Here is an 18,565-nt window from a genome sequence, read left to right as displayed (position 1 = left end):
CGGGCCGTCCGCGTATCCGTACGCGGGGGCCGGCCCGGGTGCCGAACCACGGGTACACGGGTTACATACGGACCAGTAAGCAGCGACTAGCAGTCCGTGCGTCCAGGTCCGGGGGTCCATCCGTCCGGTGGCGCGCGGCGAGGTGAGGTCCCTCATGTCCGCACCGCACAACACCCCTCAGGTCCCCAGGGCGCCCAAGGTCACCGAACGCGAGGCGCGACGGGTCGCCGAGGCCGCCCGGGAGCAGGACTGGCGCAAGCCCAGCTTCGCCAAGGAGCTGTTCCTGGGCCGCTTCCGCCTCGACCTGATCCATCCGCACCCCCTGCCGCCGCCCGACGACATCCGGCGCGGCGAGGAGTTCCTGGCGCGGCTGCGCACGTTCTGCGAGACGCGGGTCGACAGCGCGCGGATCGAGCGCGAGGCGAGGATCCCCGACGAGGTGATCAGCGGGCTGAAGGAGCTGGGCGCGCTCGGGATGAAGATCGAGACCAGGTACGGCGGGCTCGGCCTCACCCAGGTGTACTACAACAAGGCGCTCGCCCTGGCCGGCTCGGCCAGCCCCGCGATCGCCGCGCTGCTCTCCGCCCATCAGTCGATCGGCGTACCGCAGCCCCTGAAGGTCTTCGGCACCCAGGAACAGAAGGACGTCTACCTGCCCCGGCTGGCCACCACCGACATCTCCGCCTTCCTGCTGACCGAGCCGGACGTCGGCTCCGATCCGGCCCGCCTCGCCACCGCCGCCGTGCCCGACGGGCCGGACTACGTCCTCGACGGCGTGAAGCTCTGGACCACCAACGGCGTCGTCGCCGGCCTCCTGGTCGTCATGGCCCGGGTCCCCGTCTCCGACGGCCACCCCGGCGGCATCACCGCGTTCGTCGTCGAGGCCGACGCTCCCGGTGTCACCGTCGAGCACCGCAACGCCTTCATGGGCCTGCGCGGCCTGGAGAACGGCGTCACCCGCTTCCACCGGGTCCGGGTGTCCGGCGCCTGCCGGATCGGACCCGAGGGGGCCGGGCTGAAGATCGCCCTGACCACCCTCAACACCGGCCGCCTCTCGCTGCCCGCGATGTGCGTGGGTGTCGGCAAGTGGTCCCTGAAGATCGCCCGCGAATGGTCCGGGGCCCGGGAGCAGTGGGGCAGGCCCGTCGCGGAGCACGAGGCGGTCGGCGCCAAGATCTCGTTCATCGCGGCCACCACCTTCGCCCTGGAGGCCATCGTCGACCTCTCCTCGCAGATGGCCGACGAGGACCGCAACGACATCCGCATCGAGGCGGCCCTCGCCAAGCTGTACGGCTCCGAGATGGGCTGGCTGATCGCCGACGAACTGGTCCAGATCCGTGGCGGCCGGGGCTTCGAGACCGCCGAATCGCTGGCCGCCCGCGGCGAACGGGCCGTGCCCGCCGAGCAGATGCTCCGGGACATGCGGATCAACCGGATCTTCGAGGGCTCCACCGAGATCATGCACCTGCTGATCGCCCGCGAGGCGGTCGACGCCCACCTCAAGGTCGCGGGCGACATCATCGACCCCGACAAGCCGCTCTCCGCCAAGGCGAAGGCGGGCGCGAACGCCGCCGGGTTCTACGCCCGCTGGCTGCCCCAGCTGGTCACGGGCGCCGGGCACCTCCCTCGTACGTACGCCGAGTTCCACCCCCCCCGGCCACCGCGACCTCTCCGGGCACCTCCGGTACGTCGAGCGCTGCTCGCGCAAGCTCGCCCGGTCCACCTTCTACGCCATGTCCCGCTGGCAGGGGCGGATGGAGACCAAACAGGGCTTCCTCGGCCGGATCGTCGACATCGGGGCGGAGCTCTTCGCGATGAGCGCCGCCTGCGTCCGCGCCGAACACCTGCGCGGGACGGGCGAGCACGGCCGCGAGGCCTACCAGCTCGCGGACGCCTTCTGCCGGCAGGCCCGCATCCGGGTCGAGGAGTTGTTCACCCGCCTGTGGTCCAACACCGACGACCTCGACCGGCGCGTCGTCGACGGCGTCCTGTCGGGGATGTACACCTGGCTGGAGGAGGGTGTCGTCGACCCCAGCGGCGAGGGCCCCTGGATCGCGGACGCCACCCCGGGACCCTCCGTCGAGGAGAACCAGCACCGGCCGGTGCGCTGAGAGGTCCCGTACGGGGTACGTCCGGTGCGCTGAGAGGTCCCGTACGGGGGACGTCCGGTGCGCTCAGCGGTCCCGGGCGGGGTACGTCCACCACGTCCACGCACCGGACGTACCCCGCCCGGCCCGCCCGCCGCAGGGCAGGATGAGGCCGTGACCGTCATCGACATCCCCGGCTCCAAGTCCGTCACCGCCCGCGCCCTCTTCCTGGCCGCCGCGGCAGACGGCACCAGCACCCTGCTGAGGCCGCTGCGCTCGGACGACACCGAGGGCTTCGCCGAAGGCCTGAAGAGCCTCGGCTACGCGGTCGACCGGGCGGCCGACCGCTGGCATGTCGAGGGCCGCCCCGCCGGGCCGGGCGTACGCGACGCCGACGTCCACTGCCGTGACGGCGCGACCACCGCCCGCTTCCTGCCCACCCTCGTCGCGGCCGCCGCCTCCGGCACGTACCGCTTCGACGCCTCCGCGCAGATGCGCCGCCGCCCGCTCGCCCCGCTCACCCGCGCCCTCACTGCCCTCGGCGTCGACCTGCGCCACGGGGCGGCCGAGGGCCACCACCCGCTGACCGTCCGGGCCGCCGGGGTCGAGGGTGGTGAAATCACCCTGGACGCCGGGGAGTCGTCCCAGTACCTCACCGCACTGCTGATGCTCGGACCGCTCACCGCGAAGGGGCTGCGGATCGAGGTCACCGAGCTGGTCTCCGCGCCGTACGTCGAGATCACCCTCGCGATGATGCGCGACTTCGGCGTGGACGTACTGCGGGAGGGGAACACCTTCACCGTCCCTTCCGGCGGCTACCGGGCCACCGCGTACGCCGTCGAGCCCGACGCCTCCACCGCGAGCTACTTCTTCGCCGCCGGGGCCCTTACCGGCCGCGAGGTCACCGTCCCCGGCCTCGGCATCGGCGCGCTCCAGGGCGACCTGCGCTTCGTCGGCGTCCTGCGGGACATGGGCGCCGAGGTGGAGGTGGGCCCGGACGCGACCACCGTCCGCTCCGCCGGACGGCTGCGCGGGATCACCGTCAACATGCGCGACATCTCCGACACCATGCCGACCCTCGCCGCCATCGCCCCCTACGCGGACGGACCCGTGCGGATCGAGGACGTCGCCAACACCCGCGTCAAGGAGTGCGACCGGCTGGAGGCGTGCGCCCAGAACCTGCGTGCCATGGGCGTCACCGTCCACACCGGGCCCGACTGGATCGAGATCCACCCCGGGACGCCGAAGCCGACCGGGATCGCCACCCACGGCGACCACCGGATCGTGATGTCCTTCGCGGTCGCCGGACTGCGCACCCCCGGACTCACGTACGACGACCCCGGCTGCGTACGCAAGACGTTCCCGCGCTTCCACGAGGTGTTCGCGGACTTCGCCGACGGCTCCGTGGCGCGCTGACAGGAGAGGCGGCGCGGCCCACACGGGACGCGCTGTCCCCGCACACAGCCGGAGCGGCAACAATGGGGGGCATGAGCGACAGCCCCGCCCCCCTCGCCGATCCGCATCTCGTCTTCGACGCCGCGGACGGCCGCCGGGATCTCGTGATCCTCGGCTCCACCGGGTCCATCGGCACCCAGGCCATCGACCTGGTCCTGCGCAACCCCGACCGCTTCCGGGTCACGGCGCTCTCGGCCGCCGGCGGCCGGGTCGCCCTGCTGGCCGAGCAGGCCCGCCGGCTGCGGGTCGACACGGTCGCCGTCGCCGCCGAGGACGCGGTCCCCGCCCTGCGCGCGGCACTGCGGGAGAGTTACGGGCCCGGCGAGCCGCTCCCCGAGCTCCTGGCCGGACCCGACGCGGCCACCACGCTCGCCGCGAGCGCCTGCCACACCGTGCTCAACGGCATCACCGGCTCCATCGGGCTCGCCCCGACCCTGGCCGCTCTGAAGGCGGGCCGCACCCTCGCCCTCGCCAACAAGGAGTCGCTGATCGTCGGCGGCCCGCTGGTGAAGGCGCTCGCCGCCCCCGGTCAGATCATCCCGGTCGACTCCGAGCACGCCGCGCTCTTCCAGGCGCTGGCCGCGGGCACCCGCGCCGACGTCCGCAAGCTCGTCGTCACCGCCTCCGGCGGACCCTTCCGGGGCCGTACGCGCGACGAACTGGCCGACGTCACCCGGGAGCAGGCGCTCGCCCACCCCACCTGGGCGATGGGACCGGTCATCACCATCAACTCCGCGACCCTCGTCAACAAGGGCCTGGAGGTCATCGAGGCGCACCTCCTCTACGACATTCCGTTCGACCGGATCGAGGTCGTGGTCCACCCGCAGTCCTACGTGCACTCCATGGTCGAGTTCAGCGACGGCTCCACGCTCGCCCAGGCCACCCCGCCGGACATGGGCGGCCCCATCGCCATCGGCCTCGGCTGGCCCCAGCGCGTTCCGGACGCCGCCCCCGCCTTCGACTGGACGAAGGCGTCCAGCTGGGAGTTCTTCCCGCTGGACACCGAGGCCTTCCCCTCGGTCGGCCTCGCCCGGCACGTGGGCGGGCTCGGCGGGACCGCGCCGGCCGTCTTCAACGCGGCGAACGAGGAATGCGTGGACGCTTTCCTCGCCGGACAGCTGCCCTTCAACGGAATCATGGATACGGTCACCGCTGTGGTGTCCGAACACGGCACCCCCGCCCCGGGAACCTCGCTCAGCGTCGCGGACGTCCTCGAAGCGGAAACGTGGGCCCGCGCACGGGCCCGGGAACTCTCGGCGAAAGCGACAGCGGAGGCGCGCGCATGAGTCTGACCTCGGTCCTGCTGACGGTCCTGGGGATCGCCGTCTTCGTCGTGGGCCTGCTCTTCTCCATCGCCTGGCACGAGCTGGGCCACCTCTCCACGGCCAAGATGTTCGGCATCCGGGTGCCGCAGTACATGGTCGGCTTCGGTCCGACGATCTGGTCCAAGAAGAAGGGCGACACGGAGTACGGCATCAAGGCCATCCCGGCCGGCGGCTACATCCGCATGATCGGGATGTTCCCGCCGGGCCCCGACGGCCGGCTCGAAGCCCGCTCCACCTCACCCTGGCGCGGCATGATCGAGGACGCCCGCTCCGCCGCCTACGAGGAGCTGGAGCCGGGCGACGAGAAGCGGCTCTTCTACACGCGCAAGCCGTGGAAGCGCGTCATCGTGATGTTCGCGGGCCCCTTCATGAACCTGATCCTCGCGGTCGCCATCTTCATGGGCGTCGCGATGACCTTCGGCTTCCAGACGCAGACCACCGAGGTCGCCGGCGTCCAGCAGTGCGTGATCTCGCAGAGCGACAAGCGCGAGACCTGCAAGGACGGCGACCCGGTCTCGCCGGCCAAGGCCGCAGGGCTCCAGGAGGGCGACAGGATCGTCGCCTTCGACGGGAAGAAGGTCGACGACTGGGCGACGCTCTCGGACCGCATCCGCGAGACCATCGGCCCCGCCACCCTCGTCGTCGAGCGCGACGGCAGGGAAATGACCCTCGACGCCGTCCTGCGCGAGAACGCCGTCGCGAAGAAGGACGGCAACGGCCAGGTCGTCCCGGACGAGTTCATCAAGGCGGGCTACCTGGGCTTCGCCGCCCGGACCGAGATCGTGCCGCTCTCCTTCGCCGACTCCACCGTCCGCATGGGCGACATGATCGAGAACGGTGTCGACTCGATCATCGCGCTGCCGTCCAAGATCCCGGCCCTCTGGGACGCCGCCTTCAGCGACGGCCAACGGGCCGACGACTCGCCGGTCGGTGTGGTGGGCGCGGCCCGGATCGGCGGCGAGGTGATGAACCTCGACATCCCGGCCCAGAACCAGGTCGCGATGATGCTGTTCCTGCTCGCCGGCTTCAACCTCTCGCTGTTCCTGTTCAACATGCTCCCGCTGCTCCCGCTGGACGGCGGCCACATCGCGGGCGCGCTCTGGGAGTCCCTGCGGCGCAACGTGGCCAAGGTCTTCCGGCGCCCCGACCCCGGCCCGTTCGACGTGGCCCGGCTGATGCCGGTCGCCTACGTGGTCGCCGGACTCTTCATCTGCTTCACGCTGCTGGTCCTGGTGGCCGACATCGTGAACCCCGTCAAGATCTCCTGATCGGCAGGACAGCCCCCGGGTGTCGGCCGGGCACACACCCCGTGTCCGGCCGCTCACCAACGGGTGGACTTGTCGACACGGTGCGTCCGTCCCGCCTCCGGTGCCGTAACCTCGAAGGCTGGAGCCCGCCGATCTCGGGACCTTGATCCACACCTTGGGGATGCACAGCGCATGACTGCGATTTCTCTCGGAATGCCGGCCGTTCCGACCAAGCTCGCCGACCGAAGGGTCAGCCGACAGATCCAGGTCGGCACGGTCGCGGTCGGCGGCGACGCGCCCGTCTCCGTGCAGTCGATGACGACAACACGCACGTCGGACATCGGCGCCACGCTCCAGCAGATCGCCGAGCTGACGGCGTCCGGCTGCCAGATCGTCCGGGTCGCGTGCCCGACACAGGACGACGCCGACGCGCTGGCCACGATCGCCCGGAAGTCGCAGATCCCGGTGATCGCCGACATCCACTTCCAGCCGAAGTACGTCTTCGCCGCGATCGACGCCGGCTGCGCCGCGGTCCGGGTGAACCCGGGCAACATCAAGCAGTTCGACGACAAGGTCAAGGAGATCGCGAAGGCGGCCGCCGAGACCCGCACCCCGATCCGGATCGGCGTCAACGCCGGCTCCCTGGACGCGCGGCTCCTGAAGAAGTACGGCAAGGCCACCCCCGAGGCCCTCGTCGAGTCGGCCCTGTGGGAGGCGTCCCTCTTCGAGGAGCACGGCTTCGGCGACATCAAGATCTCGGTCAAGCACAACGACCCGGTCGTGATGGTCAACGCCTACCGCCAGCTCGCCGCCCAGAGCGACTACCCGCTGCACCTCGGCGTCACCGAGGCCGGGCCGGCGTTCCAGGGCACCATCAAGTCGGCCGTCGCGTTCGGCGCGCTGCTCTCCGAGGGCATCGGCGACACCATCCGCGTCTCCCTCTCGGCCCCGCCGGCCGAGGAGGTCAAGGTCGGCCTCCAGATCCTGGAGGCGCTCAACCTCAAGCAGCGCCGCCTGGAGATCGTCTCCTGCCCGTCCTGCGGGCGCGCCCAGGTCGACGTCTACAAGCTCGCCGACCAGGTCAGCGCCGGCCTGGAGGGCATGGAGGTCCCGCTCCGCGTCGCCGTCATGGGCTGCGTCGTCAACGGCCCCGGCGAGGCCCGTGAGGCCGACCTCGGCGTCGCCTCCGGCAACGGCAAGGGGCAGATCTTCGTGAAGGGCGAGGTCATCAAGACCGTCCCCGAGTCGAAGATCGTCGAGACCCTCATCGAAGAGGCCCTGAAGATCGCCGAGCAGATGGAGAAGGACGGCATCGCGTCCGGCGAACCCCAGGTCTCCATCGGCGCCTGACCCGCGTCCTTCCACACCATCACCCGCCCCGCAGGGCCCCGTGCCCGGTGGGGCGGCGGCGTGTCCGGGGACCGGCTCCCGCATACACCACCGCCCTGCCCGGAGACCGTCTTGCGGACTCGAGCGGCGTTCGACAGGCTCGTCGGTTAAAGTGCGGAAATCAGCAGACCGCATGGTGAGGCCCCCTCGTGTTGACGCAGACCACCACCCGGGTCCTCGAACCCAGCGACCTCCAGGCAGCGCTCGCCATCCTGGAGAGCGAGCCCGTGGCCAACGCCTTCGTGACGTCCCGCGTGCAGGTCGCGGGACTCGACCCCTGGCGCCTCGGCGGCGAGATGTGGGGCTGGTACGCCGACGGCATGCTCCGCTCCCTGTGCTACTCCGGCGCCAACCTCGTCCCCATCTGCGCCGGCCCCGAAGCCGTCCGCGCCTTCGCCGACCGGGCGCGCAGGGCCGGCCGCCGCTGCTCCTCCATCGTCGGCCCGGCCGAACCCACCACCCAGCTCTGGCGGCTCCTCGAACCGAGCTGGGGCCCCGCCCGCGAGGTCCGGGCCAACCAGCCCCTCATGGTCACCGAGAGCCTCTCCGCCGACGTCACGCCCGACCCGCTCGTCCGCCGCATCCGCAAGGACGAGAGCGAGGTCCTGATGCCGGCCTGCGTGGCGATGTTCACCGAGGAGGTCGGCATCTCCCCGCTCGCCGGCGACGGCGGACTCCTCTACCAGGCCCGTGTCGCCGAACTCATCGGCACCGGCCGCTCCTTCGCCCGCATCGACGACGGCAAGGTCGTCTTCAAGGCGGAGATCGGCGCGGCCACCCCGCAGGCCTGCCAGATCCAGGGCGTCTGGGTCGCCCCCGAGCACCGCGGCAAGGGCCTCTCCGAAACGGGCATGGCCGCGGTCCTGCGCTACGCGCTGGCCGACGTCGCCCCCGTCGTCAGTCTGTACGTGAACGACTACAACACCCCCGCCCGCAAGGCCTACCGCCGGGTCGGCTTCCGCGAGGTCGGCGCGTTCATGAGCGTCCTGTTCTGAACCGTCCGCCGCGCACGCCCCGGGAACGCGCGGTTCTGACCGCCCGTTCCGGCCAGTAGGGTTCGCGCATGGCAGCAGCAGTCCCCGGAGAAGGCCCCGCAGCACCCGACGCCGAGATCGGCCCCGTCGACCTGGCCGCCCGCGTCGACGAAGCCCTGCGCGTCCAGGCGGCCGCCTTCGGACTGAGCCAGGACGAGATCGACGTACGCCGCCACATCGTCCTCAGGCACCTGGAACACCCCCACGCCCGCGCACTCGGCGCCATCACCCCCGACGGACGGCTCGTCGGCTTCGTCTACGGGCTGCCCAACGACCGCACCCAGTGGTGGTCCACCGTCGTCGAGCCCTATCTGCGGGCCACCGGCTCCGAGGGCTGGCTGGAGGACTCCTTCGTCATCACCGAACTCCACGTCCACCCGGACCACCAGCAACGCGGCATCGGCCGCACCCTGATCACCGCCATCACCGACTCCGTCGGCCACCCGAGGTCGATCCTCTCGGCGATCGACAAGGACAGCCCGGCCCGCGCCCTGTACCACTCCCTCGGCTACCGCGATCTGGCCCGCCAGGTCGTCTTCCCGAGCGCCCCGCAGCCCTACGCGGTCATGGGCGCGCCCCTGCCGCTGCTGCGCGCGAGGCCCGGGGCCTGAATGGATTTCCGCCAGCCCGCACCGCCCGGCTAACCTCGGGCTCACCACCCTTGCGAGCAGGAGTTCACCATGGCCCAGGTCCAGCGCATGTCCCGATTGATGGTCAAGACACTGCGCGACGACCCGGCGGACGCCGAGACGCTCAGCCACAAGCTGCTGGTCCGCGCCGGGTACGTCCGCCGCAACGCGGCCGGCATCTGGTCCTGGCTGCCGCTCGGCAAGAAGGTCCTGGACAACATCTCGGGCGTCGTGCGCGAGGAGATGGACGCCATCGGCGCCCAGGAGGTCCTGCTCCCCGCCCTGCTGCCCAAGGAGCCCTACGAGGCGTCCGGCCGCTGGGAGGAGTACGGCGACCTGCTCTTCCGCCTCAAGGACCGCAAGGGCGGCGACTACCTCCTCGGCCCCACCCACGAGGAGATCTTCACCCAGACCGTCAAGGACCAGTGCACGTCCTACAAGGACCTGCCGGTGATGCTCTACCAGATCCAGACGAAGTACCGCGACGAGGCCCGCCCCCGCTCCGGCGTGCTCCGCGGCCGCGAGTTCCAGATGAAGGACTCGTACAGCTTCGACACCACCGACGAGGGCCTCGCGCACTCCTACGCCCTGCACCGGGCCGCGTACATCAAGATCTTCGAGCGTCTCGGCCTCGACCACCGCATCGTCTCCGCCGTCTCCGGCGCGATGGGCGGTTCGGCCTCCGAGGAGTTCCTCGCCCCCGCCGCCGCCGGTGAGGACACCTTCGCGGACTGTCCGAACTGCGACTACGCCGCCAACACCGAGGCCGTGACCTTCGCGCTCGCCCCGGTCGACGGCTCGGCGCACGGCGCGGTCGAGGAGCTGGACACCCCCGACACCCCGACCATCGAGACGCTCGCCGCACACCTGGGCGTCCCCGCCTCCGCCACCCTGAAGAACCTGCTGGTCAAGGTGGACGGCGAGATCGTGGCCGTCGGCGTCCCCGGCCACCGCGAGGTCGACCTCGGCAAGCTCGGCGAGCACCTGGCCCCCGCCGTCGTCGAGCTGGTCACCGCCGAGGACTTCGTCGGCCGCGACGACCTCGTACGCGGTTACGTCGGCCCCCAGGGCCTGGAGAAGGTCCGCTATCTCGCCGACCCCCGCGTCGCCCCCGGCACCGCCTGGGTCACCGGCGCCAACCAGGACGGCAAGCACGCGAGGAACGTCGTCGCGGGCCGGGACTTCGAGGTCGACCAGTACCTCGATGTCGTCGTGGTCGAGGAGGGCGACCCCTGCCCCCAGTGCGGCACCGGCCTCACCCTGGACCGCGCCATCGAGATCGGCCACATCTTCCAGCTCGGCCGCAAGTACGCCGACACCTTCCAGCTCGACGTCCTCGGCCAGCAGGGCAAGCCCGTCCGGGTGACCATGGGCTCGTACGGCATCGGCGTCTCCCGCGCCGTGGCCGCCCTCACCGAGCAGACCGCCGACGACAAGGGCCTGTGCTGGCCCCGCGAGATCGCCCCGGCCGACGTCCACGTCGTCGCCGCCGGCAAGGCCCTCCAGACGGAGCTGGCCCTCGACGTCTCGGAGAAGCTCAACGCGGCGGGCCTGCGCGTCCTGGTCGACGACCGCCCCGGCGTCTCGCCCGGTGTGAAGTTCACCGACTCCGAGCTGATCGGCGTGCCCAAGATCCTGGTCGCGGGCCGCCGCTCCGCCGACGGCGTCCTGGAGCTCAAGGACCGCCGCACCGGCGAGCGCGAGGAACTGACCGTCGACGAGGCCATCGCCCGCCTGACGGCCGACCTGGCCTGATCAACCGCTGAAAAGGCCCCCGCGCAGGATCGCGCGGGGGCCTTCGTCGTACCGGAGTGACTACAGCCAGCCCGCGAACTCCAGGGAGACCTCGCCCATCTGCCGCCGCCCCTCGGCCAGCGCGCGGGTGCCCGACTCGACCGCCCGGAACAGCGTCCAGCCGTGCAGCCGCGCCTGCTCCACCTCCAGCGACTCCGCCAGCTTCTTGACCCGCCGCCGGGCCGTCACCGGGCCGCCGGGGGAGGCGATCAGATCCTCCGCGCGGTCCCGCACCAGCCGCGCCAGGTCATAGGCGCGCTCGCCCACCAGCGGCTCCGGACCCACCGTCAGCCACGGCGCCCGCTCCCCGGAGAGCACCTTGCTCTGCCGGAAGTTGCCGTGCAGCAGCAGGAGTTCGGGTGACCCCCCGACCAGCTCCGCCCGCGCCGCGAGTGCCGCGTCCACCAGCGGCGCCAGCTCCGGATCGGCCTCGGCGGCCGCCCGCATCCCGGCGCTCTGCCGATCGGTCCGCCCGGCCACGCTCTCGAAGGCGTGCCCGGCCGGCGGCTCCACCCACAGCCGCCGCAACGTGCCCGCCGCCTCCAGCAGCGCCTTCGCCTCCGGCAGCGAGCGCAGCGACACCTCGTGGTGCAGCCGCTCCAGCAGCAGCGCACCGGACGCGTCGAGCTCCGGCGCCTCCAGCGGCCGCACCGCGCCCCACCCGTTCCAGTGCTCCAGCGCCGCCCGCTCCAGGCGGGGCCCGGCGACCGGCGGGGCGATCTTCAGCGCGGCCGGGGTCCCGTCGGCCCGCCGCACCAGGACCACCAGGGAGCTGCGCCCACCGGGGGCGGCCACCCGCTCCACGGCGAGGCCGTCCCCGGCGGTGAGCGCCCGCTCGGTCAGCGCGGGGAGCGCGTCCAGCCAGTCGGCCGCCGCGGCGTCCCCGTACATCTCACCGAGCGCGCGCACCAAGTGCTGCGGCGGTTCGCAACCCATACGTCGTGTGTTCCCTTTCCGGTTCTTCTGATCAGCGGGCGCCGTCCGCGCCGGCGGCCTCCACCGGGCCCGTCGCGTCCGGATCCGCACCGGCGGCCCGCTCGGCGAGCCCCGGAAAGGCTACGTTGCCGCCCCGCCAGCGGGCCGACCGCACCGCGGCCTCCCGCAGCGCGCCGGCGGCCTCCTCGCGGCGAGCGCCCTCGGTGGCCCGGACGAGATCGGCGTAGGCGCCCGCGACCCGGTCCTCCAGCACCGCGGCCAGCCGTACCGCCGAGCGGGAGTCCGCGACGGCGAACAGCAGGGTGTACGCGGCGTCCGAGGCCACCGGCCTCCCGCCCAGGTCCCGTACGGAGCGCGCCAGCGCGTCCCGGCGGGCCCGGTGCCCGTCGTACGCGGCGCGGGCCTCGGCTCCGCGCTTCCCGCCGACGCGGCCACCCAGCACCCCGTAGCCGTACACCGCGGCGTGCTCGGCGGCCAGGGCCGCCTGGACGGCGGTCAGCTCGGGGGAGTCGGCGTCCTCCTCGGACGGCCGGACGGATCGGGTGCTCATGCGGCTGCCTCCTCGGCCAGTTCGGTCAGCAGATACGCGTGCGCCGCCGCGGCCGCCGCCACCGAGGCCAGCAGCCGGGCCAGCTCCGGCCCGGCGGTCAGCAGCGCTCCGGCGTACGCGTCGGCCCGGCGGCGTTCGTCGGCGGCCAGCTCCTGCACCGCGGCCTTCGGGTCGGCGGACACCGGGCCGGGCGCGGCCGGAGGGGCGTCGGCCTTCGGGGCGCCCTTCGCACGCGGCGGCGCCAGAGCCTTCCCGTGCTCCCGCACGGCGGCCCGCAGGGGCGCCAGGCCCGCGGCCGTCGCCGGATGCGCCCCGGCCACCAGGTCGTACCGGGCGAGCAGGAGGGCACCGTCGCGCACCGCCTTCTCGCGCACGGTCCTCTCGGTCCTCGCGGCGGCGGCCCGCGCGCCGGAGTGCGCGGGCTCTCCGCCGTCCGTCGCCTCGTCGCCGCCCCCGCAGCCGGTCAGCACCGCACCCAGGGCGAGGGCTCCCGTAGCGGTGAGCGCCCCCCTGCGCGTCGTCCCCGTGCGCCGCACGTTTCTCCTTCGGGCCTGGACCGGTCCTGACAGGATCTGTCCTGTTGTGATCACCGCAGGCGAGCGTACCCGCGGCCGAGCGGCAGGCGGACGGCAACACCCCTGGCGACCGGATACCCTTTGACCTGACGCACGACGATCCCCACAACAGCACACGCGGCCGAGGAGTCACCCGGATGAGCACCACCCAGAGCGAAAGGCTGCGCGGGTTGCTGGAACCGCTCGTCAGCGCGCAGCAACTGGACCTCGAGGAGATCGAGGTGTCCCGGGCCGGCCGCCGAGGAGTGCTGCGGATCATCGTGGACTCCGAGGAGGGCGTGGAGCTGGACGCCTGCGCGGAGCTGAGCCGCGCGATCTCCGAGAAGCTGGACGAGACCGACGCGATGGGCGAGGGCGAGTACGTCCTCGAAGTCAGCTCCCCCGGCGCTGACCGCCCGCTGACCGAGCACCGCCACTACGTACGCGCCATCGGCCGGCTGGCCAGGTTCCACCTGGCCGGCGACGGCTCCGGTGAGCTGGTCGCCCGCATCCTCGCGGTGGACGAGGACGGGCTCGACCTCGAAGTGCCCGGCGTCAAGGGCCGCAAGCCCACCGCCCGCCGCCTCGCCTTCGACGAGATCGCCAAGGCGCGCGTGGAGATCGAATTCAACCGCAAGGACAAGAAGGAAGAGGAGGCGTAGCCGTGGACATCGATGTGAAGCTTCTGAAGGGCTTGGCGCAGGACAAGGAGATCCCCTTCGACGTGCTCGTCGGGGCGATCGAGTCGGCCCTCCTCATCGCCTACCACCGCACCGACGGCAGCCACCGCCGTGCTCGTGTGGAGCTCGACGCGAACGGTCACGTCACGGTGTGGGCCAAGGAGGACCCGGCCGACCTCGAAGAGGGCCAGGAGCCCAAGGAGTTCGACGACACCCCGTCCGGATTCGGCCGGATCGCCGCGACCACCGCCAAGCAGGTCATCCTGCAGCGGCTGCGCGACGCCGAGGACGACCGCACCTTCGGGGAGTACGCGGGCCACGAGGGCGATGTCGTCACGGGCGTCGTCCAGCAGGGCAAGGACCCCAAGAACGTCCTGGTCGACATCGGCAAGATGGAAGCCATGCTGCCGGTCCAGGAGCAGGTCCCGGGCGAGGAGTACGTGCACGGCCTGCGCCTTCGTACGTATGTCGTACGGGTCGCCAAGGGCGTCCGCGGTCCGTCGGTGACGCTCTCGCGCACCCACCCGAACCTGGTGAAGAAGCTCTTCGCGCTGGAGGTCCCGGAGATCGCGGACGGCTCGGTGGTCATCGAGGCCATCGCCCGCGAGGCCGGCCACCGCACCAAGATCGCCGTGCGCTCCACCCGGGCCGGCCTGAACCCCAAGGGTGCCTGCATCGGCCCGATGGGCAGCCGTGTGCGCAACGTCATGGCCGAACTGCACGGCGAGAAGATCGACATCGTGGACTGGTCCGACGACCCGGCCGAGATGGTCGCCAACGCCCTCTCGCCCGCCCGGGTGAGCAAGGTCGAGGTCGTCGACCTCGGCGCCCGCTCCGCCCGCGTCACCGTGCCGGACTACCAGCTGTCGCTGGCGATCGGCAAGGAGGGCCAGAACGCCCGCCTCGCCGCCCGCCTGACCGGCTGGCGCATCGACATCCGTCCGGACACCGAGACGGACGAGGAGCGCGAGAACGCCGACCGCGAGCGGGCCGAGCGGGCCCGGGAGCGCTCGGAAAGGCGTTGACCCGGAGGGGCTCCAGGGAATAGATCTGAGCGGTACGCCGCTGAGATCACGACAACATCCGTTCGATTTTTGCCCCAAAGCGGCGAGGTCGGTACGGGGAGGTAGACTTAAACGTGTCTGGCCGGACGCAAGCCCGCGCTTGCCCCGAGCGAACCTGTGTGGGATGCCGGGAGCGAGCGATCAAGAGCGAGCTGCTGCGCATCGTGGTGGACGAGGGCGCCTGCGCCCCTGATCCACGCGGTACGCTGCCCGGCCGGGGTGCTTACGTGCACCCCGTCTCCGTCTGCCTCGACCTGGCGGTCCGCCGCCGGGCGTTCTCCCGGGCCTTCAAGGCCAAGGGGCCGTTCGACACCGCGGCACTGACGCGGTTCGTCGAGCGGGTTGCACCGTAGGAAAAGTGAACGGCACGGGTCCCCGTGCGGTCAGGTACCTCGCGAGTTGGAAGTAGGTCGAGATTGCGATGAGCAGCACTCGATGAGTACGCGATGAGTACGCCCATGAAGTAGCGACGGTCCGGCGGTAACCCGGACCTAAAAGGAGCGAAGTGGCTAAGGTCCGGGTATACGAACTCGCCAAGGAGTTCGGCGTCGAGAGCAAGGTCGTCATGGCCAAGCTCCAAGAACTCGGTGAATTCGTCCGTTCGGCGTCCTCGACGATCGAGGCGCCGGTTGTACGTAAGTTGACCGACGCACTGCAGGGGCCCGGCGGCAACGCCGGCAAGTCCGCTGCCAAGCCCGGTGCGCCCCGCAAGGCGGCGCCCGTGAAGCCCGCAGCGCCCTCCCCGGCCGCTGCGGCACGTCCCGGGGCCCCGAAGCCCGGCGCACCGGCTCCCAAGCCGGCCGCCGAGGCCGAGACCCCCAGCAGCACCCCGGCGGCGCCCTCCGCGCCGTCCACGGGCCCCCGTCCGGGCCCGAAGCCCGCGCCGAAGGCGGCCCCGGTGACCCCGGTCCCGGCCGCCGAGTTCTCGGCTCCGGCTCCGGCCCAGCCGGCTGCCCCGCAGCAGTCCCAGGCCCCGCGTCCCGCGGGTGCCACCCCCGGCCCCCGTCCCGCACCCGCCCGTCCGGCTCCGGCCGGCGGTCAGCGTGACGGCGGCCAGCGCGACGGCGGCCGTGACGGTGGCCAGCGCGACGGCGGCCGTGGTGGCGAGCGTGGCGGCGACCGCCCCGCACGTCCCGCGGGCCAGGGCGCCCCGCGCCCCGGCGGCGCCCGTCCGGCCGGTCCCCGTCCGGGCAACAACCCCTTCACCTCCGGCGGTTCCACCGGCATGGCGCGCCCCGGCGCGCCCCGTCCGGGTGGTGCCCCGCGCCCCGGTGGCGGCTCGGAGCGCCCCGGCGCCCCGCGTCCCCAGGGCAGTGGCCCCGGCGGCGCCCCGCGTCCGCAGGGCGGTCAGGGTCAGGGCGGCGCCCGTCCCACTCCGGGCGGCATGCCTCGCCCGCAGTCCCCGCGTCCCGGCGGCGGTCCCGCCGGTAACCGTCCGAACCCGGGCATGATGCCGCAGCGTCCCGCCGCGGGTCCGCGTCCCGGCGGTGGCCCCGGCGGTGGCCGTGGTCCCGGCGGCGGTGGCGGTCGTCCCGGCGGTGCCGGTGGCGGCGGTCGTCCCGGTGGCGGCGGCGGCTTCGCGGGTCGTCCCGGTGGCGGCGGTGGCGGCGGCTTCGCCGGTCGTCCGGCCGGTCCCGGTGGCGGCGGCGGTGCCGGTCGTCCCGGTGGCGGCGGCGGCTTCGGCGGTCGTCCCGGCTTCGGTGGCCGTCCCGGCGGCCCCGGTGCCCGCGGTGGAACACAGGGTGCGTTCGGCCGTCCCGGCGGTCCGGCGCGTCGTGGCCGCAAGTCGAAGCGGCAGAGGCGCCAGGAGTACGAGGCCATGCAGGCCCCGTCGGTCGGCGGCGTCATGCTGCCTCGCGGCAACGGACAGCCCGTCCGGCTGTCGCGCGGCGCCTCGCTCACCGACTTCGCGGAGAAGATCAACGCCAACCCGGCGTCGCTCGTCGCCGTGATGATGAACCTCGGCGAGATGGTCACCGCAACGCAGTCCGTTTCCGACGAGACGCTCCGGCTTCTCGCCGAGGAGATGAACTACGTCCTGGAGATCGTCAGCCCCGAGGAGGAGGACCGCGAGCTGCTCGAGTCCTTCGACATCGAGTTCGGCGAGGACGAGGGCGGCGAAGAGGCTCTGGTCTCGCGTCCGCCGGTCGTGACCGTCATGGGCCACGTCGACCACGGCAAGACCCGACTGCTGGACGCGATCCGCAAGACGAACGTGGTCGCGGGCGAGGCCGGCGGTATCACGCAGCACATCGGTGCGTACCAGGTCTCCTCCGAGGTCAACGGCGAGGACCGCAAGATCACCTTCATCGACACCCCCGGTCACGAGGCGTTCACCGCCATGCGTGCCCGTGGTGCGAAGTCGACCGACATCGCGATCCTCGTGGTGGCGGCCAACGACGGTGTGATGCCCCAGACGATCGAGGCGCTGAACCACGCCAAGGCGGCCGAGGTGCCGATCGTGGTCGCGGTCAACAAGATCGACGTCGAGGGCGCCGACCCGACCAAGGTGCGCGGTCAGCTCACCGAGTTCGGTCTGGTGGCCGAGGAGTACGGCGGCGACACCATGTTCGTCGACATCTCCGCCAAGCAGGGCCTCAACATCGAGGCCCTCCTGGAGGCCGTCGTCCTCACCGCCGACGCCTCGCTCGACCTGCGGGCCAACCCGGAGCAGGACGCGCAGGGTATTGCGATCGAGTCCCACCTCGACCGCGGTCGCGGTGCCGTCTCGACCGTCCTGGTCCAGCGCGGAACGCTGCGCATCGGTGACACGGTGGTCGTGGGCGACGCCTACGGCCGAGTCCGCGCCATGCTCGACGACAGCGGTCAGAACGTCCAGGAAGCGGGTCCCTCGACCCCCGTCCTGGTGCTCGGTCTCACCAACGTCCCGGGAGCCGGCGACAACCTCCTGGTGGTCGACGAGGACCGTACGGCCCGTCAGATCGCCGAGAAGCGTGCCGCCCGTGAGCGCAACGCCAACTTCGCCCGCAAGGGCGTCCGGTTCTCCCTGGAGAACCTGGACGAGGCGCTCAAGGCCGGTCTGGTCCAGGAGCTCAACCTCATCATCAAGGGCGACGCGTCCGGTTCGGTGGAGGCTCTCGAGTCCTCGCTGCTCCAGCTCGACGTCGGCGAAGAGGTCGACATCCGGATCCTGCACCGCGGTGTGGGTGCGGTCACCGAGTCGGACATCAACCTGGCGACCGGCTCCGACGCCATCGTGATCGGCTTCAACGTGCGCGCCGCAGGGCGTGCCGAGCAGATGGCCGAGCGCGAAGGCGTGGACGTCCGGTACTACTCGGTCATCTACCAGGCGATCGAAGAGATCGAAGCGGCCCTCAAGGGTCTGCTCAAGCCGGAGTACGAAGAGGTCGAGCTCGGCACGGCGGAGATCCGCGAGATCTTCCGCTCGTCCAAGCTGGGCAACATCGCCGGTGTGCTGGTCCGCTCCGGCGAGGTCAAGCGCAACACCAAGGCGCGCCTGCTGCGCGATGGCAAGGTCATCGCGGAGAGCCTCAACATCTCCGGTCTGCGCCGCTTCAAGGACGACGTCACCGAGATCCGCGAAGGCTTCGAGGGCGGTATCAACCTCGGAAACTTCAACGACATCAAGATCGACGACGTCATCGCGACGTACGAGATGCGCGAGAAGCCGCGAGGCTGATCAACTCTCGGGTCCGCGAGGATCCGCAGGGATGCGGAAGAGGTCCGGGAGTTCGCTCCCGGACCCCCTCCACCGAGGTCGGGGCCGGTCGACGGGTCGTATTTCCGTCGATCGGCTCCGGCCGTTCCGGTACGGTTCTGATGTCCCCGGCAAGCTCTGG

14 protein-coding genes and 1 pseudogene are annotated in these 18,565 nt (G+C 72.0%); 12 read left to right on the top strand and 3 right to left on the bottom strand.

Annotated features, from left to right (window positions below; all coding sequences use genetic code 11):
* The first annotated feature begins 154 nt into the window (after positions 1–154).
* The 8 genes and pseudogenes from ACIRJT_RS27905 (at position 155) to ACIRJT_RS27870 (ending at position 10,921) form a co-directional block, all read left to right on the top strand.
* Positions 155–2,111, top strand: a pseudogene (locus tag ACIRJT_RS27905) (acyl-CoA dehydrogenase family protein).
* Positions 2,112–2,261: 150 nt separating this feature from the next.
* Positions 2,262–3,503 (top strand): 3-phosphoshikimate 1-carboxyvinyltransferase, encoded by a 1,242-nt coding sequence (gene aroA, locus ACIRJT_RS27900; RefSeq protein ID WP_403914222.1) that lies wholly within the window; start codon positions 2,262–2,264, stop codon positions 3,501–3,503.
* 71 nt (positions 3,504–3,574) lie between these two features.
* Positions 3,575–4,828, top strand: coding sequence for a 1-deoxy-D-xylulose-5-phosphate reductoisomerase (gene dxr / locus ACIRJT_RS27895; RefSeq protein WP_403914220.1), 1,254 nt, complete (start codon positions 3,575–3,577; stop codon positions 4,826–4,828).
* A complete protein-coding gene (locus ACIRJT_RS27890) occupies positions 4,825–6,135 on the top strand; it encodes a M50 family metallopeptidase (protein ID WP_403914217.1) in 1,311 nt (436 codons plus the stop codon). The genes dxr and ACIRJT_RS27890 overlap by 4 nt, the downstream gene beginning before the upstream one ends.
* A 171-nt stretch (positions 6,136–6,306) precedes the next feature.
* Complete coding sequence (gene ispG / locus ACIRJT_RS27885) at positions 6,307–7,464, top strand: flavodoxin-dependent (E)-4-hydroxy-3-methylbut-2-enyl-diphosphate synthase (protein ID WP_032792501.1); 1,158 nt, start codon at positions 6,307–6,309, stop codon at positions 7,462–7,464.
* A gap of 188 nt (positions 7,465–7,652) precedes the next feature.
* A complete protein-coding gene (locus ACIRJT_RS27880) occupies positions 7,653–8,498 on the top strand; it encodes a GNAT family N-acetyltransferase (protein ID WP_403914215.1) in 846 nt (281 codons plus the stop codon).
* A 68-nt stretch (positions 8,499–8,566) separates the two neighbouring features.
* Complete coding sequence (locus ACIRJT_RS27875) at positions 8,567–9,148, top strand: GNAT family N-acetyltransferase (protein ID WP_403914212.1); 582 nt, start codon at positions 8,567–8,569, stop codon at positions 9,146–9,148.
* 69 nt (positions 9,149–9,217) lie between these two features.
* Positions 9,218–10,921 carry a proline--tRNA ligase gene (locus tag ACIRJT_RS27870; RefSeq protein WP_403914210.1) on the top strand — a complete coding sequence of 568 codons (1,704 nt, stop codon included), beginning with the start codon at positions 9,218–9,220 and terminating at the stop codon, positions 10,919–10,921.
* Positions 10,922–10,981: 60 nt separating this feature from the next.
* On the opposite strand, the gene ACIRJT_RS27865 is transcribed toward ACIRJT_RS27870, so the two are convergent.
* The 3 genes from ACIRJT_RS27865 to ACIRJT_RS27855 are packed head-to-tail and all read right to left on the bottom strand — an operon-like array spanning position 10,982 to position 12,982.
* Positions 10,982–11,896, bottom strand: a complete 915-nt coding sequence (locus ACIRJT_RS27865) for an aminoglycoside phosphotransferase family protein (RefSeq protein WP_403914207.1) — start codon at positions 11,894–11,896, stop codon at positions 10,982–10,984.
* 31 nt (positions 11,897–11,927) lie between these two features.
* Complete coding sequence (locus tag ACIRJT_RS27860; protein WP_403914204.1) at positions 11,928–12,446, bottom strand: ferritin-like domain-containing protein; 519 nt, start codon at positions 12,444–12,446, stop codon at positions 11,928–11,930.
* A complete protein-coding gene (locus tag ACIRJT_RS27855) occupies positions 12,443–12,982 on the bottom strand; it encodes a hypothetical protein (RefSeq protein ID WP_403914202.1) in 540 nt (179 codons plus the stop codon). Before ACIRJT_RS27855 ends, ACIRJT_RS27860 begins: the two co-directional genes overlap by 4 nt.
* Positions 12,983–13,158: 176 nt before the next feature.
* Here ACIRJT_RS27855 and rimP point away from each other — a divergent pair, with 176 nt between their 5' ends.
* The 4 genes from rimP (at position 13,159) to infB (ending at position 18,405) form a co-directional block, all read left to right on the top strand.
* A complete protein-coding gene (gene rimP / locus ACIRJT_RS27850) occupies positions 13,159–13,662 on the top strand; it encodes a ribosome maturation factor RimP (RefSeq protein WP_215107249.1) in 504 nt (167 codons plus the stop codon).
* Positions 13,663–13,664: 2 nt separating this feature from the next.
* Positions 13,665–14,705, top strand: coding sequence for a transcription termination factor NusA (gene nusA / locus ACIRJT_RS27845; protein ID WP_007452815.1), 1,041 nt, complete (start codon positions 13,665–13,667; stop codon positions 14,703–14,705).
* Positions 14,706–14,818: 113 nt separating this feature from the next.
* Positions 14,819–15,097, top strand: a complete 279-nt coding sequence (locus ACIRJT_RS27840) for a YlxR family protein (RefSeq protein WP_179888882.1) — start codon at positions 14,819–14,821, stop codon at positions 15,095–15,097.
* 152 nt (positions 15,098–15,249) lie between these two features.
* A complete protein-coding gene (gene infB / locus ACIRJT_RS27835; protein WP_403914199.1) occupies positions 15,250–18,405 on the top strand; it encodes a translation initiation factor IF-2 in 3,156 nt (1,051 codons plus the stop codon).
* The last annotated feature ends 160 nt before the right edge of the window (positions 18,406–18,565 follow it).

It is taken from the genome of Streptomyces sp. NPDC102283, from assembly GCF_044766265.1.
In the GTDB taxonomy this organism is placed as follows: Bacteria; Actinomycetota; Actinomycetes; order Streptomycetales; family Streptomycetaceae; genus Streptomyces.
The sequence above is the reverse complement of the archived record's forward strand: the minus strand, read 5'-3'. Positions and strand labels throughout refer to the sequence as shown.